Below are 21,222 nucleotides of genomic sequence, written 5' to 3' on the forward strand. Positions count from 1 at the left end.
ATCACGGCCCGGGGCCGATCTCGGCCCCGGGCACCACCGACAGCAGCTCGAAGACACAGCACACCACCGGCATGTCGGGCGAGGGCGTGCGGCCGATGCGGGCGCACTCACGGCCGAAGAAGGCCTCGTGGGCCTGGCGCCAGAAGGCCAGCGAGCCATCACCCTCGCCCTCGATCGCGGCGTAGCGCGCATCCACCTGGTCGAAGGCCCGGATGTCGACCTCGGTGAGCCGGGTGACCAGGGCCGGTTGATGGCGATGGTCGATCACCAGCTCGATGTCGCCCACCTGTGGCAGGTCCTCGCCGTCATGCTCGAGGGCCCACAGCAGGCCGGTGCCGGCGCGCTTGCGGCCGCTGACGATCAGCGCCAGCAGCTCGCGCGAGAGCGCGGGCGAGTCGCCATAGCCGTCCACCCGCAGGCGGCCAGGCGGCAGGGTCACGCCCAGGGCACTCAGCCGCTGCAGCACGGCGTCGACATCGATCATCTGGGGCCTCTGATGGGTGACGGTGGGCGCTGCGCCAGCGGCCCGTGGCGGCGGTAGTCGCGCGGCGAGCAGCCGTGCCGGCGCCGGAACTGCTGGCCGAAGTGTGACAGCGTCGGAAAGCCGCAGTCCAGCGCGATCGCGGCCACTGGCTCGTCGCACTCCAGCAGGCGCTGCGCAGCCCAGCTGCAACGGGCGTCATTGACGAACTCGGTGAAGCCGCAGCCCAGCTCGCGGCGGAAGAAGCGACCAAAGGCCGCGGGGCTGATGCCGACGATGGCCGCAGCGTCGGCCACGCGCAGCTCGTCGCCCAGGTGGCGCTGGATCCAATCGAGCAGGCGCGTCAGGCGGTCGCGGCGAGCGGCGTGCACGGCATCGCTGCCAGCCACTGGCGCATGGCGCGACAGAGGGCGCAGCGCGTGGGCAGGCGCCTCGGCCAGCACGGCCAACAGCTCGATCAGCAGCGCGACGCGGCGGGGTGCATCGGCGCTGGGCATGCGCGCCAGCAGCGGCTGCACCTGCGCGCGGGTGGCGCCCTCCACGGCCAGGCCACGGGCGGCGCGGGCCAGCACGCCCGCCAGGCCAGCCAGCTCGGGCCAGGCCGCCTGGGCGCACCAGTCCTGCGGGAACTGCAGCACCGTGGCCTCGTGGCGGCCCTGCGCGGCCGGGCCCGCGCTCAGCCAGACGTGCGGCAGCTCGGCACCCAGCAGCACCAGATCGCCGTCGCCAAAGGGCTCGACGCGGTCGCCCACCCAGCGCAGGCCGCGGCCGCGCTCGATCCAGGTCAGCTCGCAGTGGCCGTGCCGGTGCAGGCTGCCGCGAAAGGCCGGCAGCCGCAGCCGCATGCAGCGCATCGAGGCCTCGGGGTGGCGGATGATCTCGCGGGCGATCTTCACGCTTGGCCGCGCAATGGGTTTGAAAACAGTCATTATGGGTGCGATGCGCGGCTGAAAGCGCCGGGAATCTCCGCAAGACTGGCTGTTTTCAACCCCGCAGGCAGGCCTCGATGTCTGAACCATGGTGGCGCGGCGCCACCCTCTACCAGGTCTACCCGCGCAGCTTTGCCGATGCCAACGGCGACGGCATCGGCGACCTGCCCGGGTTGATCGAGCGCCTGCCCTACATCGCCTCGTTGGGTGTGGACGGGCTGTGGGTCTCGCCCTTCTTTCCCAGCCCGATGCGCGACTTCGGCTACGACGTCAGCGACCACTGCGGCGTCGATCCGCGCTTCGGCACGCTGGCCGATGTCGATCGGCTGGTGGCCGAGGCGCACCGCCTGGGCCTGAAGCTGCTGATCGACCAGGTCTGGAGCCATACCGCGGCCGAGCATCCGTGGTTCCAGGCCAGCCGCGCCAGCCGCGAGGGGCCGCTGGCCGACTGGTACGTCTGGGCCGACCCGAAGCCCGACGGCAGCCCGCCCACCAACTGGCAAAGCTGGATGGGCGGCCCGGCCTGGCGCTGGGAGGCGCGCCGGCGCCAGTACCACCTGCACCAGTTCCTGCCGCAGATGCCGGACCTGAACTTTCACTGCCCGGCGGTGCAGGACGCGGTGCTGGAAATCGCCCGCTTCTGGCTGGAGCGCGGCGTCGACGGCTTTCGCCTGGACACCGCCAACCTCTACGCCCACGACCCGCTGCTGCGCGACAACCCGCCCGCCGAGCCCGGCCAGCGCGGCGACAGCCCGGTGCTGATGCAGCGCCACCTGCACACCATGGACCAGCCCGAGTCGCTGGCCTTTCTGCGCCGGCTTCGGCCTGTGTTGAACAGCTACCCGGACCGCTTCACCGTCGGCGAGATCGGTGGCCCCGAGCCGCTGGCCACGATGCAGGCCTACACGGGCAGCGGCGATGCGCTGCACACCGCCTACTCCTTCGCCTTCCTGGGCGAGCGGCCCGATGCCGCCGACGTGGCGCGACAGTTGGCGGCCTGGGACGACAGCGCGGGCTGGCCGTCCTGGGCCTTCTCGAACCACGACGTGCCGCGGGTGGCCACGCGCTGGGGCGATGGCGGTGCGGCCGGCTTCGGCTTCGGTGGCGCCGGCGCCGCGTCCGCCCGCCCGGGTGCCGGGGCGCTGACCTGGATGGCGCTGCTGATCGCGCTGCGCGGCACAGTCTTCATCTACCAGGGCGAGGAACTGGGCCTGCCGCAGAGCCAGGTACCGCCCGAGTTGATGCAGGACCCTTACGGTCTGGCGAACTGGCCGCTGCTGCCCGGGCGCGATGGCTGCCGCACGCCGATGCCTTGGGTGCATGACGCGCCGCAGGCCGGTTTCAGCAGCGCCCGGCCCTGGCTGCCGGTGGATCCGGCCCATGCGGCGCTGGCGGTGGACCTCCAGCATGCCGACCCGCGGTCGATGCTGCAGTACACCCGCGCACTGATCGCGCTGCGCCGCCGCGAGCCCGCGCTGCGCGTGGGGTCCAGCCGGGTGCGCTGGGCCGAGGGCGAGGTGCTGGTGCTGCAGCGCGGCGAGAGCCCGGACGCGGTGCTGGTGGTGTTCAACCTGGGCGCCCGGCCGGCACCGCTGCCGGCCATGTCCCCCGGGCTGCTCGATCCGGCCCACTGCCTGTGGGCCCATCCCGCGCCGCTGTCCGCCGATCGGCCACTGCCGGCCGGTGCCGCCGCCTTCTACCGTCTGACAGGACACTGGACATGACCGACCTCGACCAGCCCTACCCCCTGGCTGCCGAGGCCATCGCGCGCTTTCGCCGCGATGGCTTCATCAAGCTCAAGAACGTGCTGAGCCCCGCCACGCTGGCGCACTACGGCGCCGAGGTCACGCGCCTGACGCTGGCCCTCAACACCGATCATCGTCCGCTGGCCGAGCGCAGCACCTACGACCGCGCCTTCCTGCAGTTGATGAACCTGTGGGAGAAGAGCCCGCTGGTGGGCCGCTTCGTGATGGGCCAACGCCTGGGGCGCATCGCGGCCGAGCTGCTGGAGGTCGACGGCGTGCGCCTGTACCACGACCAGTCGCTGTACAAGGAGCCCGGCGGCGGCCTCACGCCCGCCCATGCCGACCAGTACTACTGGCCGCTGGCCAGCGACCGCACGATCACCGCCTGGATCCCGCTGCAGCCGGTGCCACCCGAGATGGGCCCGCTGGGCTTTTATGCGCGCAGCCAGTCGGTCGAGTTCGGGCGCGACCTGGGCATCAGTGATGAGAGCGAAGACAGGATCAGCGCCAACATGGCGCGCCACGGCTTTGAGTTCGTCAGCGGCGCGTTCGAGCTGGGCGAGGTCAGCTTCCACCTGGGTTGGACCTTCCACAAGGCCGGCGCCAACCACAGCCAGCGCCCGCGCTCGGTGATGACCATCATCTACATGGACGCCGCGATGCGCCTGCTGCCAGCGCTCAACGCCGTGCAGGCCAACGACCGCGAGCAATGGTGCCCGGGTGCCAATGAGGGCGAGGTGATCGACACGCGCAAGAATCCGCTGATCTGGCACCGCCGCTGACACCATGATCACCCGCCGCCACACCCTGAGCCTGCCGCTGCTGCTGAGCGCCTGTGCGCAGCCGCCGCTGACCCGGAGCCCCGCGATGCCCACCGTGCAGTTCGGTCGCCTCGAGCGCCTGCCCGCCATGGCCTCGCGCCAGGTCGACCCCCGTCCGGTCGACGTGTGGCTGCCGCCCGGCTATGACGGCCGGCGCCCTCACGCCGTGCTGTACATGCACGACGGCCAGATGCTGTTCGACCCCGCCACCACCTGGAACAAGCAGGCCTGGGAGATCGACCGCATGGCGGCGCCGCTGCTGGCCCGCGGCGTGCTGCGCGACTTCATCGTGGTGGCGCCCTGGAACCTGGACAAGCTGCGCTTTGCCGAGTACTTCCCGCAGGCCTGGCTGCCCCTGCTGGACGATACCTGGCGCCAGACCCTGGCCGAGCGTGCGCTGCAGGGGCCGCCGCGCAGCGATGCCTACCTGCGCTACCTGGTTGAAGAGCTCAAGCCGGCGGTCGACGCCCGCTACGCCACGCAGCCCGGTCGCGAGCACTGCTTCCTGGGCGGCTCCAGCATGGGCGGCCTGATCAGCCTGTACGGGCTGTGCGAGCACCCGCAGGTGTTTGGCGGCGCCGCCTGCCTGAGCACACACTGGATCGGGGGCTTCGAGCGCAACGAGGTGGTCCCGGCTGCCGCGCTGCGCTACCTGCACGACAGGCTGCCGCCACCAGACAGCGTGCGGCTGTGGATGGACCGCGGCGATCAGGAGCTCGACGCACTGTATGACCAGGCCCAGGACCGGGTCGACGCCTTGATGGCCGCGAAGGGCTTTCGGGCACCGCAGTTTGCCAGCCGGGTCTATCCCGGCACCGGCCACAACGAGCGCGCCTGGCGCGACCGTCTGCCCGAGGTGCTGGGTTGTCTGCTGGGGACGTGATGCGCCGCTGGCTGTGCGGGCTGACGCTGGCCACCTGGGGGCTGTCGGCAGCGTCGGCGGTCCACCGCGAGGTCGACCCCTTCATCGGCACCGACGGCACCGGCCATGTGACGCCCGGCGCCACCGTGCCCTTCGGCATGGTGTTCCCCGCGCCCGACAACGCCGACCGCGGCTGGCGCTACAGCGCCGGCTACCAGTTCCGCCACCCGCGCATCCTGGGCTTCTCGAACACCCACCACAGCGGCGCCGGCATTCCGGAACTGGGCGACGTCCTGTTGCAGCCGCGCGCCGGCACGCACTGGGGCGCGCAGACGCGCGACTTCAGCGCCCGCAAGTCCGAGGAGCGTGCCCGCCCGGGCCACTACGCCGTGCGCCTGGCCGCCCATGGCGTGCGCGTCGAGCTGAGCGCCGCACCGAAGGTGGCCTTGCAGCGCTACCGCTTCGACCGACCGGGCCGCGTCCAGGTGCTGGTCGACCTGCAGCACGGCTTGCACTACGTCGATGGGCCGGCGGCGCTGCGCGCTGAGGTGAGGGCGCGCGACGACGGCCTGCAGGGCACGGTCTGGCGGCGCAACTGGGTGGAGCGGCAGCTGTCCTTCGTCGTCCAGTTCAGCCAGCCGGTGCGCAAGCGCCAGACACTGCCGCCGCGGCCTGGCGATCGGGCACCGCGTGAATTGCTGGAGTTCGACCTCGGCCGGGCGCGCACGCTGGAAGCGCGCATCGCCTTGTCCACCGTGGACGAGGCGGGTGCGCAAGGCAACCTCGACACCGTGGCGGGACAGTCCTTCGAGACGGTGCGTGACGCCGCCGAGACGGCGTGGACCGCGCTGCTGCAGCGCATCCGCATCCAGGCGGATGCGCGCACGCGGCGCCTCTTCTACTCGGCGCTGTACCGCGCCCTGCAGCACCCCAGCGACATCGCCGACGCCGACGGCCGCGTGCGCGGCCCGCGTGGCGAGGTGCTGCAGGCGCCGGGTGGCGTCTACTACTCGACACTGAGCCTGTGGGACACCTTTCGTGCCTCGCACCCGCTGTTCACGCTGGTCGTGCCCGAGCGGGTGCCCGGCTTCGTCAACACCTTGCTGGCCCACCACCGGCAGATGGGCTGGCTGCCCTTGTGGACCAGCTGGGGCCGCGAGACCTACACCATGATCGGCAACCCGGCGCTGCCGGTGATCGCCGACGCGCTGGTCAAGGGTCTGGGCGAGGGCGGTGCGATCGACGAGCGCGCCGCGCTGGCGGCCATGGTCGAGACCAGCACCCGCGAGCGGCCCGACGCCCCGGCCTGGGCCCAGCGCGGCTGGCTGCTGCTGGACCAGCACGGCTACCTGCCCTTCGATCTGCAGGCCGGCGAGTCGGTCAGCATGACGGCCGAGTTGGGCTACGGCGATGCGGCGGTGGCAGCCGTCGCCCAGCGGCTGGGCGAGCCGGCGCTGGCCGAGCGTTTCCGCACCCGCTCGCGCGCTTGGCTGCAGCTGTTCGACGAGCAGACGCGCACGCTGCGCGGCAAGGACAGCCAGGGCCGCTGGCGCACGCCCTTCGACCCGGTGGCTGCCACCTCGCCGCTGAAGAACCCCGGCGACTACACCGAGGCCAACGCCTGGCAATACACCGCCACGCCCGCGCTGCACGATGTGGCGGGTTTCCGCCAGCGCCTGGGTGGCGCAGCGGGTTTGGAGGCCTGGCTGGACCGCTTCTTCAGCCTGCCGGTGCCCCACCCGGACAAGCACCTGGGCCAGGAGGCGCTGATCGGCCAATACGCCCACGGCAACGAGCCCAGCCACCACATCAGCTGGCTCTACGCCTACACCAACGCCCCCGAGAAGGGCCAGCGCCTGCGCGAGCGCATCGTGCGGCGCTTCTACGGCATCGGCCCGGGCGGTCTGGTCGGCAACGACGATGTCGGCCAGATGAGTGCCTGGCTGGTGTTCGCGTTGCTGGGCCTGTACCCGGCGCAGCCCTTCAGCGGCGAGTACGTGCTGGGGCAGCCCATGCTCAGGCAGGCCGAGCTGCGCCTGGCGGACGGTCGCTGGCTGCGCATCAGTGGACGCGGGGCCCGCGCGCTGCTGGACGGCCGGCCGGTGGACGCACCGGCCGTGCGCCACCAGGACCTGGTCGGCGCGCAGCACCTGCATTGGCGCTGAAGCGCGGGTCGCTCAACCGTCGATCGCGAACACCGCCACCGACTGCGGCGCCAGCATGAAGGCGCTGGCATCCGCGGGTCCTGGGCTGCTGCGCCACAACAGCGTCGGGCGCACCCCGTCGGGCAGCCCGACGGGCCGGGCCAGCGCAGGACCCTGGCCGTAGTTGATCAGCACCAGTGTGCGTTCGTTGCCCAGACGGCGCTGGAAGGCCAGCAGCAGGCCATCGGCGCTGCTGTGCGCGAAGTCGCCCCGGGCCAGGCTGGGTCGGGCGTTGCGCAGGCCGATCACCTCGCGGTAGAAGTGCCACAGCGAGTGCGGGTCAGCGCGCTGCGCGGCCAGGTGGTGGGTGTCGGCATTGGGCGCGCGTCCGTTGTAGGGGCCTTTGGGGCTGAAGCCGGCGCCGGGGCGCTCCGCGTTCCAGCTCATCGAGCCGCGCACCGGCCGGTCGCCCGTCAGGCCCGGCAGGCTGGCCTGGCCGACCTCCTCGCCGTAGTAGACGAAGGGCGTGCCGGGCTGCAGCAGGTAGCCGGCGGCGGCCAGGCGGTAGCGGGCCTCGTCGCCGCCTACCTGGTCCCACAGGCGCAGGCCGGCGAAGATGTCATGGCTGCTGGTGAAGGTGGCCATGCGTGGCGACGCGCTGCGGTAGTACGTGGCCAGCGCCGCCACCGACGAGGCCTCACCCTGCGCCGCCTTGACGAAGTGGTGCTGGTAGCCAAAGGCGAAGGCGCCGCCGCACACTGCTGGGTCGCCATAGGCCTGCGGCTCGGCGGTGGCTTCGCAGACCACATAGCGGTTCGGGTAGGCGAGGATGGTGTCCTGCAGCCGCTTGGTCAGGGCACGGCTCTCGGGCTGGTCGTTCCAGCGCACCGCGTCGTTCTCGATCATGTGCGGCACGGCATCCAGTCGGAAGCCGTCCAGTCCGCGGTTGAGCCAGAAGCGCAGCGAGTCCAGGTGGTACTCGAAAACCTCCGGCCGGCGCAGGTTGAAGTCGGGCATGTGCGGCCCGAAGGTGCCGAAGAAGTGGTCCTTCGCGCCTGGCGGCGCGGGCGGCTGGGTTTTGGGGTCGCCGTGCTCCCAGGGGCGGCTGGGCAGCCAGTACCAGGGGTTGGCGTCCCAGATCTTCCAGCCCTGGGGCGCGTCCTGGCTGAAGACGAACCAGTCGCGCCAGGGACTGCGCGGATCGGCGATGGCCGCCTGGAAGGCCGGGTGCTGCCACGAGGCATGGTTGACCACGTAGTCCATCACCACACCGATGCCGCGGCGGTGGGCCTCGCGCAGCAGCGTATCCATGTCGTCCAGCGTGCCGTAGGCGGGCTCCACCGCGCGGTGGTCGGTGGTGGCGTAGCCATGGTCGTGGTCGGCGCTGGCGGTGATCGGCATCAGCCACAGGCCACGGATGCCCAGTGCCTGCAGCTCGTCCAGGCGGCTGATCAGGCCGCGCAGGTCGCCGATGCCGTCGCCATCGCTGTCCTGGTACGCCCGGACGAAAATCTCCATGAACACACCCTGCTGCCAGCCGGCGGGCAGGGCGCTGGGGGCGGCACGCATCGGCTGCGGGCTGCGGTCGAAGGCCGGCTCGGCGGCGGCCAGGGCCCAGGTGCTCCACAGGGCCAGGGTTGTTGCACGCAGCGTGTGTAGTATGGCTACATTCATAAGCCTGGATGCTGGCACATGGCTGAGGAGTTGCCAAGAGATGCGGTTTCACGCATGGTCAAACTGGCTGTAATTTGGGTACATTTGACGCCATGAATCGCCTTTGTTGGAACGCCATCTGGGCCTGGCTGCCGGCTCTGCTGGCACCTGCCGTGCAGGCCCAGGATGACTGCAACGACCCGGCGCCCTGGCGCGTGCTGACGGCGGCGGCCGAACCGGCGCCAGCGGCGCGCGCGGTGCTGGCCGATCGACATCGCCTGCTGTGGGCGGGGGCTCCTGCCGACGCAGAGGTCTGGCTGCTGGCCGCGCCCCAAGGGGGGCTGCGCACGCCGCTGGGCCAGGCCCCGCAAGGCGTGGTGCAGCGCTGGCGGCTGTCCGTCGACCGTGCGGTGCCGGCCGAGGCCGCTCAGCGCCTGCGCTACCTGGGCGACGGCGCCTGGCGCGCGCTGCCTGCGGAGGCGGTGGCCACGTTGCCGCAGCAGTTGCGTGGCGAGACGCGGGTGGTGCGCCTGGACGCCGAGGGCCGGGTCACCGCTGCTGCCGGCCTGCAGATCGCCGGTGCACTGGATGACCTCTACGCCGCCGCCGAGTCGCTCGATGACCTGGGGGCGCAGCCCGGCCCCAGCGAGAGCCGCTGGCGCCTGTGGGCGCCGACGGCGCAGGCGGTGTCGCTGTGCCTGTACCGCGCCGACGCCGGCCCGGCCCTGGCGCAGCACGCACTGCGCCGCGACGACGCCACCGGCAGCTGGCAACTGGCGCTTGCGGGCGATGCGCGCGGCCGCTACTACCGCTATCTGGTGGATGTGTGGACGCCCGGCACGGGCCTGGTGCGCCAGCGTGTGGCTGACCCGTATGCGGTGTCGGCCGGCGTGGACGCGCGCCGCGCCTATGTCAGCGGCCTGGATGAGCCGGCGGTCACACCGCTGGGCTGGGCCGCCGACCGCGCGCCTGCCAGTGTGCGCCAGGCCACCGACATGACGGTCTACGAGCTGCACCTGCGCGATTTCTCCATCGGCGACAGCAGCGTGCCGCGCGCCGATCGCGGCCGCTACACCGCCTTCACCCATGCCGACAGCGCCGGCATGCGCCACCTGCGCACGCTGGCCCGCGCCGGCTTGACCGATGTGCACCTGCTGCCGGTGTTCGACCATGGCGCCGTGCCCGAAGCCGGCTGCGTCACGCCCACTCCCCGCGGCGGCCCGGCCGACGCGACGCAGCAGGCTGCGGTGGCCGCCAGCGCGGCGCGCGATTGCTTCAACTGGGGCTACGACCCGGTGCTGTTCAATGCCCCGGAGGGCAGCTACAGCCGCCGGGCGGCCGATGGTGCGTCGCGTCTGCACGAATTCCGCCAGATGGTGATGGCCCTGCACCGCGCCGGCCTGCGGGTGGGCATGGATGTGGTCTACAACCACACCGTGGCCTCGGGCCAGCACCCCAATGCGGTGCTCGACCGCGTGGTGCCAGGCTACTACCACCGACTCAACGCGGATGGTGTGGTCGAGCGCAGCACCTGCTGCGACAACACCGCCACCGAGCACCGCATGATGGGCAAGCTGCTGGTGGACTCGGTGCTGCTGTGGGCCCGGGCACACCACATCGACAGCTTCCGCTTCGACCTGATGGGCCATCAGCCACGGGCGCTGATGGAGCGCCTGCAGCAGCGCCTGCGCGCCGAGCTGCCCGACCGCGTGATCCCGCTGATCGGCGAGGGCTGGAATTTCGGCGAGGTGGCCAGCGGTGCGCGCTTCGAGCAGGCCAGCCAGCTCAGCCTGAACGGCAGCGGCATCGGCAGCTTCAACGACCGCCTGCGCGACGCCGTGCGCGGCGGCGGCGCCGGTGACAGCGGCGCCGCGCTGTTGCAGCGCGCCGGCTGGGCCTTCGGCCTGGCCGACCGCAGCGCGGACGATGCCGAGCTGCAGCGCGCCGCCCTGTGGCTACGCGCCGGCGCCGCCGGCAGCCTGCGCCACTATCCGCTGCGCCAGCAAGACGGCAGCGTGCGCGAGGCGCAGGCCGTCGACTACGCCGGTCAGCCGGCTGGCTACGCGAGCCAGCCCACCGAGGTGGTCAACTACGTCGAGAACCACGACAACCAGACGCTGTTCGACAACGGCGTGATGAAGCTGCCGCCCGACACGCCGCGTGAGGTGCGCGCGCGCGCCCAGCTGGTGGCCCTGGCCACCGTGGCCTTCAGCCAGGGGGTGGCCTATTTCCATGCCGGCGGTGAGCTGCTGCGCAGCAAGAGCCTGGACCGCAACAGCTTCGACTCGGGCGACTGGTTCAACCGCATCGACTGGACCGGCCAGCGCCATGTCTTCGGCACCGGCCTGCCGCCCGCGGGCGACAACCAGGCCGACTGGCCGGCGATGCGCGAGCGCCTGGCCGACACCCGCATCGCCCCGACCCCGCGCGAGATCGCACTGGTGCGCGAGGGCTTCCTGGACCTGCTACGCATCCGCGCCAGCACGCCGCTGCTGCGCCTGGCCGGCGCCGACGAGGTGCTGCAGCGCGTGCGCGTGCTGCCCGCCGAGCCCGCGCTGCTGGCCGTGCAGATCGACGGCCGCGGCCGGCCTGACGCCCAGTTCGGCCAGTTGCTGCTGCTGGTCAATGCCAGCCGGACACCCCGCCGCTTCGCGCTGCCCGAGGGACGCTGGACCAACCACCCGGTGCTGGCCTCTGTGGCGGGAATCCTGCATCGCGGCACCGACTGCCTGGCCGGCACTGGCCAGGGCGGTTTGGATCTGCCGGCGCAGAGCGTGCTGGTCTGCGTGGCGCCGCGCTGAAGTGGCGCGGCGTCCGGCGCACCGTCAGCCCGGCAGCAGCGCCCGCGCCGCCGCGGTGTACAGCGGAATCCCCAGCACCAGATTGAACGGGAAGGTCAGGCCCAGCGACAGGCCGACATAGACCGCCGGCCGCGCCTCGGGGACCGCGTGGCGCAGCACCGCCGGCACCGCGATGTACGAGGCGCTGGCGGCCAGCACCATCAGCACCGCGCCATCAGCGGCGCCTAGGCCCACCAGCGCCGCCAGGCCCAGCGCCAGCGTGGCGTGCACCAGCGGACCGCCCACGCCATACAGCCACAGCGCAGGCGGCAGGCCGCGCAGGCTGCCCAGCTGGCGGGCGGTCAGCAGGCCCATGTCGAGCAGGAAGAAGGCGAGCAGGCCCTTGAACAGGTCACCGGTGAACAGCGTCATCGAGCGCGCGCCGGCTTCGCCTGAGGCCAGGCCCACCAGCAGCGAGCCCATCAGCAGCAGCAGTCCGCCGTCGGTGCAGGCCTCGCGCAGGGCGGTGCCCAGCGCGGTGGCGCTCCCGGTGGTGGCAGCCGGGGGGTGTTCACCCGCAGGCAGGGTGGCGAGCCGGCTGCGCAGCACCTGGGCCGAGGCCACGGCCAGCAGGATGGCGGGCGACTCCATCAGCGCCATCGCCGCCGCCATGTGGCCACCGGCCGGCGTGCCCTGCTGCTCCAGCACATGCATCGCGGTGATGAAGGTCACCGCGCTCACGCTGCCATAGGTGGCGGACACCGCCAGCGCGTCGAACGGCGGCAGCAGTCGACGCAGCGCCACCCAGGCCAGCGCCGGCACCACCACCGACAGCACCACTGCGCAGGCCAGCGCCGTGGCAATGTCGAGTGTCAGACCCGAGCGGGCCAGTGCGAAGCCCCCCTTCAGGCCCAGCGCCATCAGCAGGTACAGCGCCAGGAAGCGCGACAGCTGGGGCGGTACCTCCAGCGAGGATTTCATCAGGCCCGCGACGATGCCGAGGGCGAAAAAGAGCAGGACGGGGTCGAGCAGCGCAGCCATGAGGCCCGGATGCTAGGGTGTCATGGCTTTATTGAAAAATCGATAATACTGATCGAGAACATATCGAAAGTGCTATGAATCCGAGTTTTCGGCGTCTGCGTCTGCTGCTGGCGCTGTCGCGCACCGGCAGCATCACGGCCGCCGCGCGCGACTGCCATGTGAGCCAGCCCACCGCGTCGATGCAGCTGCGCGAGCTGTCCGAGGCGCTGGGCCTGCCGCTCCATGAGGCGGCTGGTCGCCGGGTGCGGCTGACCGCTGCCGGTCACGAGGTGGCCGCGGCCGCCCAGCGCATGGTCGACGAGTGGGAGGCGCTGGAGCAGCGCATCGCCGCGATGAAAGGCCTGGAGCAGGGGCGGCTGCGGGTGTGCCTGGCCAGCACCGCCAAGTACTTCCTGCCGCGCATGCTGGGCCCGTTCTGCCAGGCCCACCCCGGCATCGACATCACGCTGGAGGTGCTCAACCGCGACCGCGTGGTGCAGCGCCTGCGCGAGCAGCTTGACGACCTCTACCTGCTGTCGCAGCCGCCGCGCGACATTGCCCACCAGGCCGAGACGCTGATGGACAACCCGCTGGTGCTGATTGCGCCGCTGCACCACCCGCTGGCCGCCGTGCCGCGGCTGCGCTGGCAGCGCCTGCGCGGCGAACCCTTCATCCTGCGCGAGCAGGGCTCGGGCACGCGCCTGGCCGTGGATGCCCACCTGGCGGCGCTGGGCCTGCAGCCGCGCGTGCGGCTGGAGCTGGGCGACAACGAGGCGATCAAGCAGGCCGTGGCCGCCGGCATGGGGCTGGGGGTGGTGTCGCGCCACGCGCTGGCGGCGGACCCGGCACGCGAAGGCCTGGCCCTGCCGTCGGTGCAGCGCTTTCCGGTGCCCTCGTCGTGGTCGGTGCTGTGGCCGACCGGTCGCCGCCTGTCACCGGCGGCGCAGGCCTTCGTGGCACACCTGCATGCGGCCTCGGCGGGGTGGGCAGTGCATTCATGAGGCTGCGGCGGGGCCGGAGCTGGTGATCCATCCAGCTCTGGCGCACCAGCCGTCTTGAGGGTTCACTTTCGAACCCCTTCCCAAGTCCTTGTTTGTGAAGCGAAATTTACGTGACGCTGCCTTTGCAATCGCGTGTAAGTGACTGATTTCATTGAATTTTTTGCTCGGATGCGTTGACCCGGGGTGGGTGGTGGGTTAAAGTGGGGGAAAGTGCACTTTTGTAGGTTCTCGTGTCCGATTTTGTGTTCCAAGGCGAGTCTGCGCTGACGCTGGACGGCAAGGGGCGGGTCACCGTTCCCGCCCGTTTCCGCGATGCGCTGGCCGCCTTGTGCGCCGGGCAGATGACCCTGACCAAGCACCCCAGCCGCTGCCTGCTGCTGTTCCCGCGTCCGGCCTGGGTGGAGTTCCGCGCCAAGCTGATGGCGTTGCCGATGGGCTCCGAGGCCTGGCGGCGGCTGTTCATCGGCAGTGCCATGGATGTGGACATCGACGGCGGCTCGCGCGTGCTGCTGTCGCCCGAGCTGCGCGAGTGGGCTGGTCTGGGCAAGGAGCTGATGCTGGTGGGCATGGGCTCGCGCATGGAAATCTGGGACCGCGCGCGCTACCTGGCCAATGAAGAGGCCACGCTGGCGGGCCCCATGCCCGACGGCCTGGCCAACATGGTGATGTGACGTGAGCGATACCGGCTTCACCCACACCACCGTGCTGCTGAACGAGACCGTTGACGCGGTGCTCGCGCGGCCCGAGGGCTGCTATGTCGACGGCACCTTCGGCCGTGGCGGCCACTCGCGCCTGCTGCTGTCGAAGCTGGCGCCCGCCGGTCGCCTGATCGCCTTCGACAAGGACCCTGAGGCGGTGGCCGCGGCCACCACAGGCCCGCAGGCCATCGCCGACCCGCGCTTCGAGATCCGCCACGCCAGCTTCACCGCGATGGCCGAGCTGCTGGCCGAACGCGGCGCCGGCACGCTCGACGGCGTGATGCTGGACTTGGGCGTCTCGTCGCCGCAGATCGACAACCCCGAGCGCGGGTTCAGCTTCCGTTTCGACGGCCCGCTGGACATGCGCATGGACCCGACCCGTGGCGAGTCCGCCGCGGATTTCTTGGCCCGCGCCGACGAGCGCCAGATAGCACAGGTGATTCGCGACTATGGGGAAGAACGGTTTGCTGTACCGATTTCAAAGGCGCTTGCTGCTCGCCGGGCGAGCGGGAAGCCTGTTCGAACCACAGGCGAGCTGGCCGAGCTCGTGGCTCGCACGGTCAAGACCCGCGAGCCGGGCCAGGACCCTGCAACGCGCACATTTCAGGCTCTACGGATTCTCGTCAACGCCGAGCTTGAAGAGCTCGAGCAGGGACTGAGCGCCGCACTGGATGGGCTGCGTGAGGGCGGCCGCCTGGCGGTGATCAGCTTCCACTCGCTGGAAGACCGCATCGTCAAAAGCTTCATCAACCGCGAGAGCAAGGCCGAGGTCGACCGCCGCGCGCCCTTTGCGCCGCCCACCCGCCCGCTGCGCCTGCAGGCGCTGGGCCGCATCCGCGCCGGCCAGGCCGAGCTGTCGGCCAACCCGCGCGCCCGCTCGGCGGTGCTGCGCGTAGCCCAGCGCACGTCGGAGGGCTTTGTCGCATGATGCGCCTGTCCGTGCTGCTGCTGATCGCGCTGGTGGCCAGCGGTCTGTACCTGGTGCGCACCAGCTACGAGTCACGCCGGTTGTTCGTCGAGATCGAGCGCGCCAGGAACGACGAAAAGCAGCTGCTGGCCGATGAAAAGCGCCTGGACGCCGAGCGCCAGGCCCAGGCCACGCACCTGCGTGTCGAGCGCGTGGCGCGCGAGAAGCTCGGCATGCGCATGGCGGGGCCGGACATCACCGTCTACGTCAGCGACGCGCGCAGCGCGTCCAGCGCCTCGGGGGCCCTGCGGTGAAGCTCTTCCAGCGCTCAGCGAGTACCGGCGTGCAATCGGTGCGTGGTGTCAACTACTCCAGCAGCCCGCTGCTGGCCTCCAAGACCCCGCCCTGGCGCAGCCGCTTCCTCGTGATGCTGTTCGGTGTGGGCTCGGTGGTGCTGGCCGGGCGCGCGCTGTACATCCAGGTGCTGCAGTCCGACTTCTTCCAGAAGAAGGGCGAGGAGCGCTATGCCTCCACCGTGGCGCTGCCGGCCAACCGCGGCCGCATCGTCGACCGTGAGGGCCGCATCCTGGCGATCAGCGTCAACGCGCCCACCATCGCCGTCAACCCGCAGCACTTCCAGGCCGACAGCGCGCAGAAGAAGGAACTCGCCACGCTGCTGAAGCTGCCGCTGAAAGAAGTGGACGCGCGCCTGGCCGACGGCGGCGCCTATGCGGTGCTGCGTCGCCAGGTGGATGACGGCGTGGCCCAGCAGGTGCGCGCGCTGAAGATCAAGGGCCTGCAGTTCGAGCCCGGCTACATCCGCCGCTACCCCGAAAGCGAGGCCGCCGCGCACGTGGTGGGCTTCACCGACATCGAGGACCACGGCCAGGAGGGCATCGAGCTGGCCCTGCAGCGCCAGCTCAAGGGCCAGGGCGGCTCGCGCGCGGTGGTCAAGGACCGGCTGGGCCGGGTGGTCGAGGAGCTGGGTGACCCGGTCGATCCGCGCGATGGCCGCGACGTCACGCTGACGATCGACTCCAAGGTCCAGGCGCTGGCCTACCAGCGCCTGCGCGACGCGGTGCAGCAGCACAAGGCCAAGGCCGGCTCGGTGGTGGTGCTCGATGCGCAAAGCGGCGACATCCTGGCGCTGGCCAACTACCCCAGCTATGTGCCGGGCGACCGCCGCAACCTGAGCGGCAACCAGCTGCGCAACCGCGCGATCACCGACGTCTTCGAGCCCGGCTCCACCGTCAAGCCCTTCATCATCGGCCGCGCACTGGAAGAAGGCCTGGTGCGCCCCGAGACCGTGCTCGACACCCGCCCCTTCATGGTGGGCCCGCTGCGCGTCAATGACGGCGACCACGGCCGCCCCGAGATGTCGGTGGCGCAGATCATCCAGAAGTCGTCCAACGTCGGCACGGTCAAGCTGGCCCAGCGCATCGACACCCGCACCATGGGCGAGCTCTACCAGAGCGTGGGCTTCGGCCAGAAGCCGCAGATCGGCTTCCCGGGCACCGCCACCGGCAAGCTGCGGCCCTGGAAGAGCTGGCTTCCGGTGGAGAAGGCCACGATGGCCTATGGCTACGGCCTGTCGGCCTCGTTGCTGCAGATCGCCCGCGCCTACACCGCGATCGCCCGCGATGGCGAGCTGGCGCCGCTGACCCTGGTCAAGGGCGGCGAGGCGCTGCCCACCGCCCGCGTGTTCCGTCCCGAGACCGCCCGCACGCTGCGCCAGATGATGCGCGGCACGGTCAGCAAGGACGGCACCGCGCCGCTGGCGCAGCCGCTGGGCTACTCGGCCGGTGGCAAGACCGGCACCGCCGCCAAGCAGGAGGGCAAGGGCTACGCCAGCCACAAGTACCGCGCCTGGTTCGCCGGCTTCTCGCCGGTGGACCAGCCGCGGGTGGTGGTGGCCGTGATGATCGACGAGCCGAGCAACGGGGTGTACTACGGCGGCCTGGTGGCCGCGCCGGTGTTCAAGGTCGTCGTCGAGCAGGCGCTGCGCACGCTGGGTGTGCCGCCTGACCTGGAAGTCAAGCCGCAGGTGGTGGCGCAGGCCCCTGCCACCCCGTCCAACAAGGTGCAGTGAGATGCCGCTGACCCGTCTGAAGAATCCCGACGCCGCCGCCCGCTGGCTCAGCTCCTGGGTCACCGGGGCGCTGCGCACCGACAGCCGCCAGGTCCAGCCTGGCGATGCCTTCATCGCCTGGCCCGGCTATGCCACCGACGGCCGCCGCTTCGTGCAGGCGGCGCTGGACGCCGGTGCCTCGACCTGCCTGGTCGAGGCCGAGGGCATCGAGGCCTTCGGTTTCGATGACGCCCGCATCGCCGTGCTGCCCGGCCTGAAGGCCGCCACGCCACTGATCGCCCACGCCTTCTACCGCCAGCCCAGCGCCGCGCTGCGCGTGGTGGCCACCACCGGCACCAATGGCAAGACCAGCACCGCCTGGTGGACGGCTCAGGCGCTGGCGCTGCTGGGCCAGCGCTGCGGCGTGGTCGGCACGCTGGGCGTGGGCACGCCGCCCACGCCGGGCGCCGACGCTGGCGAGATCGTCTACACCGGCCTGACCACGCCCGACCCGGTGGTGCTGCAGCAGGGCTTTCGCCGCATGGTCGACGCCGGCTTTGCGGCCTGCGCGATCGAGGCCTCGTCGATCGGCATCGTCGAGCACCGGCTGGACGCCACCGCCATCGACGTGGCGCTGTTCACCAACTTCACCCAGGACCACCTGGACTACCACGGCGACATGGCCACCTACCGCGCCGCCAAGCGCGCGCTGTTCGACTGGCCCGGTCTGAAGGCGGCGGTGATCAATGTCGACGACCCCACCGGCGCCGAGCTGGTGGCCGAGCTGGCCGGCCGCGGCCCGGCGCTGTGGACGGTGTCGGTCGAGGGCGAGGCCCGCCTGTCGGCCCAGCATGTGCGCTGGGAGGATGGCGGCCTGGTGTTCTCGGTGGTCGAGGGCGATCGTCGTGTCGAGGCGCGCACCAGCCTGATCGGCGACTACAACGTCAGCAACCTGCTGGTGGTGATCGGCGCGCTGCGCGCGCTGGGCGTGCCGCTGTCCGAAGCCGTGGCCGCGGCCGCCCGCGTGACGCCGGTGCCTGGCCGTATGCAGCGAGTGGCGGGCGAGGGCGTCGGCCCCGAGGTGGTGGTCGACTACGCCCACACGCCCGATGCCCTGGACAAGGCCCTGGGCGCGCTCAAACCGCTGGCCGAGGCGCGCGGCGGCCAGCTGTGGTGCGTGTTTGGCTGCGGCGGCGACCGCGATCCGGGCAAGCGTTCACTGATGGGCGCGATCGCCGAGCGCTACGCGCACCGCGTGGTGGTCACCAGCGACAACCCGCGCTCCGAGGACCCGCAGGCCATCATCGAGCAGATCGTCAGCGGCCTGTCCGACGGTGCCGGCACGATCAAGCTGACGGTGGAGGTGGACCGCCGCCTGGCCATCCTGGAGGCGCTGGCCGCGGCCGGCCCGCAGGACGTGGTGCTGATCGCCGGCAAGGGCCACGAGGACTACCAGGAGGTGCACGGCGTGCGCCATCCGTTCTCGGACGCCGCGGTCGCGGCCGGCGCGCTGCACGCGAGGGCCACCGCATGACGCTGATGTCGCTCGGTCAGGCTGCCCAGTTGCTCGGCGCCGACGCCGTGCTGCTGGGTGACGCGGGCGTGTCCTTCGCCCGCGTGCACACCGATACCCGCACGCTGCAGCCCGGCGACCTGTTCGTCGCGCTGCGGGGTGAGCGCTTCGATGCGCATGACTTCCTGCCCCAGGCGCGCGCCGCCGGTGCGGTGGCCGCGCTGGCCGAGCGCGGCCTGGCCGAGGCCGGCCTGCCGGGCCTGCAGGTGGCCGACAGCCTGCGTGGCCTGCAGCGCCTGGCCGCCGGCTGGCGCGCCACGCAGACGCTGCCGCTGATCGCCGTGACCGGCAGCAACGGCAAGACCACGGTGACGCAGATGATCGCCAGCATCCTGCGCGCCGCCCACGGTGAGCGCGCGCTGGCCACCCGCGGCAACCTGAACAACCACATCGGCGTGCCGCTGACGGTGCTGGGCCTGAACGGCCACGCTGCGGCCGTGATCGAGCTGGGCATGAACCACCCGGGCGAGATCGCCGAACTGGCCGCCATCGCCCAGCCCACCGTGGCCCTGGTCAACAACGCCCAGCGCGAGCACCAGGAGTTCATGGGCACGGTCGAGGCGGTGGCGCGCGAGAACGGCTGCGCGATCAGCGCGCTGCAGGCCGACGGCGTGGCGGTCTTCCCCGCAGACGACGCCTACACCGCCGTCTGGCGTGAGCTGGCCGGCACGCGGCGCACGCTGAGCTTCGCGCTCGACGCGGCGGCCGACGTCACCGGCGAGGCGCGCTGGGACATCGACCACTGGGCGCTGCGTCTGCGCACGCCGCAGGGCGAGGCCGGTCTGGCGCTGCGCATCGCCGGCCGCCACAACGTCAAGAACGCGCTGGCGGCCGCGGCCGCGGCGCTGGCCGCTGGCACGCCGCTGGCGGCGGTGCGCGACGGCCTGGCCGCCTTCGAGCCGGTCAAGGGCCGCTCGCAGGTCAAGCCGCTGGCACGCGGTGGCCGCGCGCTGACGCTGATCGACGACACCTACAACGCCAACCCCGATTCGGTGCGTGCCGCGATCGACGTGCTGGCCGCGCTGCCGGCGCCGCGCTGGCTGCTGCTGGGCGACATGGGCGAGGTGGGCGACCAGGGCCCGGCCTTCCATGCCGAGGTGGGCGCCTATGCGCGCGAACGCGGCATCGAGACGGTCTGGTGCGCCGGCACGCTGGCCGCCGACGCCGCGCGCGCCGCCGGCGGGCGCCACTTTGCCGACGTGCCCCAGCTGCTGGCGGCGCTGAACGAGGCGCCCGCGTTTGCGTCGGTGCTGGTCAAGGGGTCGCGCTTCATGCAGATGGAACGCGTGGTGGCGGCCCTGCAGGCTGCCGGTGCCGCGCAGGAGGGCGCATGCTGCTGAGTCTGGCCCAATGGCTGCAAACGATGTACCCGGAGAGCCTGGGCTTTCTGCGCGTCTTCCAGTACATCACCTTCCGTGCGGTGCTGGCGGCGATGACCGCGCTGCTGATCGGCCTGGCCTTCGGCCCCTGGCTGATCCGCCGTCTGACCGAGCTGAAGATCGGCCAGCCGGTGCGCGGCTATGCGATGGAGACCCACCTGGTCAAGAGCGGCACGCCCACCATGGGCGGCGCGCTGATCCTGATCGGCATCTTCGTCGCCACGCTGCTGTGGAGTGACTGGAGCAACCGCTTCGTCTGGATCGTGATGATCGTCACCTTCGGCTTCGGCGCGATCGGCTGGGTCGATGACTGGCGCAAGGTGGTCGACAAGAACCCCGAGGGCATGGCCTCGCGCGAGAAGTTCATGTGGCAGACGCTGATCGGCGTGCTGGCCGCGATCTACCTGGCCTTCAGCGTGTCCGAGACCAGCAACCTGCGCGTGATCGAGCTGTTCTTCCGCTGGATCCAGAGCGGCTTCTCGAACGACCTGCCGCCCAAGGCCGACCTGATGCTGCCCTTCTTCAAGACGGTCAGCTACCCGCTGGGCGTGTTCGGCTTCATGTTCTTCGCCTGGTTCGTCATCGTCGGCATGAGCAATGCGGTCAACCTGACCGACGGTCTGGACGGCCTGGCGATCATGCCGGTGGTGCTGGTGGCGGCGGCGCTGGCTATCTTCAGCTACGTCGTGGGCAATGCGGTGTACTCGAAGTACCTGCTGTTCCCGCACATCCCCGGCGCGGGCGAGCTGATGATCTTCTGCGCTGCGATCAGCGGGGCCGGCCTGGCCTTCCTGTGGTTCAACGCCTACCCGGCGCAGGTCTTCATGGGCGACGTCGGCGCACTGGCGCTGGGTGGCGCGCTGGGCACGGTGGCGGTGATCACGCGCCAGGAGATCCTGCTCGGGATCATGGGCGGCGTGTTCGTCGTCGAGGCGGCATCGGTGGCGCTGCAGGTGGGCTGGTTCAAGTACACCAAGCGCAAGTACGGCGAGGGCCGGCGCATCCTGCTGATGGCGCCGCTGCACCACCACTTCGAGAAATCGGGCTGGAACGAAACCCAGGTCGTCATCCGCTTCTGGATCATCACCATGCTGCTGTGCCTGGTGGGTCTGGCCTCTCTCAAGCTCCGCTGAACATGTCTGCCCCCACGCTCACTTCGTT

17 protein-coding genes are annotated in these 21,222 nt (G+C 71.3%); 13 read left to right on the forward strand and 4 right to left on the reverse strand.

The window, feature by feature from the left end; translation table 11 throughout:
- Position 1: 1 nt before the first annotated feature.
- The gene (locus KAK06_RS04465; RefSeq protein WP_247652656.1) at positions 2-484 is read right to left on the reverse strand and encodes an ASCH domain-containing protein; all 483 of its coding nucleotides are present in this window, start codon (positions 482-484) and stop codon (positions 2-4) included.
- Complete coding sequence (locus KAK06_RS24485) at positions 481-1,377, reverse strand: helix-turn-helix domain-containing protein (protein ID WP_210800723.1); 897 nt, start codon at positions 1,375-1,377, stop codon at positions 481-483. Before KAK06_RS24485 ends, KAK06_RS04465 begins: the two co-directional genes overlap by 4 nt.
- Before the next feature lie 110 nt (positions 1,378-1,487).
- Between KAK06_RS24485 and KAK06_RS04475 the strand changes: the two genes are divergently transcribed.
- From KAK06_RS04475 to KAK06_RS04490, 4 genes are read left to right on the forward strand one after another with little or no spacing between them, the layout of a single operon-like run.
- Positions 1,488-3,134: an alpha-amylase family glycosyl hydrolase gene (locus KAK06_RS04475; RefSeq protein ID WP_210800724.1), complete on the forward strand. Its 1,647-nt coding sequence runs from the start codon at positions 1,488-1,490 to the stop codon at positions 3,132-3,134.
- Positions 3,131-3,937, forward strand: a complete 807-nt coding sequence (locus KAK06_RS04480; protein ID WP_210800725.1) for a phytanoyl-CoA dioxygenase family protein — start codon at positions 3,131-3,133, stop codon at positions 3,935-3,937. Before KAK06_RS04475 ends, KAK06_RS04480 begins: the two co-directional genes overlap by 4 nt.
- 4 nt (positions 3,938-3,941) lie before the next feature.
- Complete coding sequence (locus KAK06_RS04485) at positions 3,942-4,859, forward strand: alpha/beta hydrolase (RefSeq protein ID WP_210800726.1); 918 nt, start codon at positions 3,942-3,944, stop codon at positions 4,857-4,859.
- The gene (locus KAK06_RS04490; RefSeq protein ID WP_210800727.1) at positions 4,859-7,003 is read left to right on the forward strand and encodes a GH92 family glycosyl hydrolase; all 2,145 of its coding nucleotides are present in this window, start codon (positions 4,859-4,861) and stop codon (positions 7,001-7,003) included. The genes KAK06_RS04485 and KAK06_RS04490 overlap by 1 nt, the downstream gene beginning before the upstream one ends.
- 12 nt (positions 7,004-7,015) lie before the next feature.
- Here KAK06_RS04490 and KAK06_RS04495 read toward each other — a convergent pair whose 3' ends face one another.
- Positions 7,016-8,656: an alpha-amylase family glycosyl hydrolase gene (locus KAK06_RS04495; RefSeq protein WP_210800728.1), complete on the reverse strand. Its 1,641-nt coding sequence runs from the start codon at positions 8,654-8,656 to the stop codon at positions 7,016-7,018.
- A 92-nt stretch (positions 8,657-8,748) separates the two neighbouring features.
- Between KAK06_RS04495 and KAK06_RS04500 the strand changes: the two genes are divergently transcribed.
- Entirely contained in the window at positions 8,749-11,436 is a 2,688-nt protein-coding gene (locus KAK06_RS04500) for an alpha-1,6-glucosidase domain-containing protein (protein WP_210800729.1), read from the forward strand.
- A gap of 24 nt (positions 11,437-11,460) precedes the next feature.
- Here KAK06_RS04500 and KAK06_RS04505 read toward each other — a convergent pair whose 3' ends face one another.
- Positions 11,461-12,456, reverse strand: a complete 996-nt coding sequence (locus tag KAK06_RS04505) for a sodium-dependent bicarbonate transport family permease (protein WP_210800730.1) — start codon at positions 12,454-12,456, stop codon at positions 11,461-11,463.
- Between the two features lie 74 nt (positions 12,457-12,530).
- Here KAK06_RS04505 and KAK06_RS04510 point away from each other — a divergent pair, with 74 nt between their 5' ends.
- The 8 genes from KAK06_RS04510 (at position 12,531) to mraY (ending at position 21,194) form a co-directional block, all read left to right on the forward strand.
- On the forward strand, positions 12,531-13,436 hold the full coding sequence (locus tag KAK06_RS04510) for a LysR family transcriptional regulator (protein ID WP_210800731.1): 906 nt from the start codon (positions 12,531-12,533) through the stop codon (positions 13,434-13,436).
- A 242-nt stretch (positions 13,437-13,678) separates the two neighbouring features.
- Positions 13,679-14,107, forward strand: a complete 429-nt coding sequence (locus KAK06_RS04515; protein ID WP_210801087.1) for a division/cell wall cluster transcriptional repressor MraZ — start codon at positions 13,679-13,681, stop codon at positions 14,105-14,107.
- Position 14,108: 1 nt separating this feature from the next.
- Positions 14,109-15,062 carry a 16S rRNA (cytosine(1402)-N(4))-methyltransferase RsmH gene (gene rsmH / locus KAK06_RS04520; RefSeq protein WP_210800732.1) on the forward strand — a complete coding sequence of 318 codons (954 nt, stop codon included), beginning with the start codon at positions 14,109-14,111 and terminating at the stop codon, positions 15,060-15,062.
- Positions 15,059-15,355 carry a cell division protein FtsL gene (gene ftsL / locus KAK06_RS04525; RefSeq protein WP_210800733.1) on the forward strand — a complete coding sequence of 99 codons (297 nt, stop codon included), beginning with the start codon at positions 15,059-15,061 and terminating at the stop codon, positions 15,353-15,355. The genes rsmH and ftsL overlap by 4 nt, the downstream gene beginning before the upstream one ends.
- Positions 15,352-17,130 carry a peptidoglycan D,D-transpeptidase FtsI family protein gene (locus tag KAK06_RS04530; protein ID WP_310741034.1) on the forward strand — a complete coding sequence of 593 codons (1,779 nt, stop codon included), beginning with the start codon at positions 15,352-15,354 and terminating at the stop codon, positions 17,128-17,130. The genes ftsL and KAK06_RS04530 overlap by 4 nt, the downstream gene beginning before the upstream one ends.
- A 1-nt stretch (position 17,131) precedes the next feature.
- Complete coding sequence (locus tag KAK06_RS04535; RefSeq protein ID WP_210800734.1) at positions 17,132-18,643, forward strand: UDP-N-acetylmuramoyl-L-alanyl-D-glutamate--2,6-diaminopimelate ligase; 1,512 nt, start codon at positions 17,132-17,134, stop codon at positions 18,641-18,643.
- A complete protein-coding gene (locus KAK06_RS04540) occupies positions 18,640-20,022 on the forward strand; it encodes a UDP-N-acetylmuramoyl-tripeptide--D-alanyl-D-alanine ligase (protein ID WP_247652657.1) in 1,383 nt (460 codons plus the stop codon). Before KAK06_RS04535 ends, KAK06_RS04540 begins: the two co-directional genes overlap by 4 nt.
- Entirely contained in the window at positions 20,013-21,194 is a 1,182-nt protein-coding gene (gene mraY / locus KAK06_RS04545) for a phospho-N-acetylmuramoyl-pentapeptide-transferase (RefSeq protein WP_210800735.1), read from the forward strand. The genes KAK06_RS04540 and mraY overlap by 10 nt, the downstream gene beginning before the upstream one ends.
- The last annotated feature ends 28 nt before the right edge of the window (positions 21,195-21,222 follow it).

The organism is Ideonella aquatica (assembly GCF_018069755.1).
Classification (GTDB): domain Bacteria; phylum Pseudomonadota; class Gammaproteobacteria; order Burkholderiales; family Burkholderiaceae_C; genus Ideonella; species Ideonella aquatica.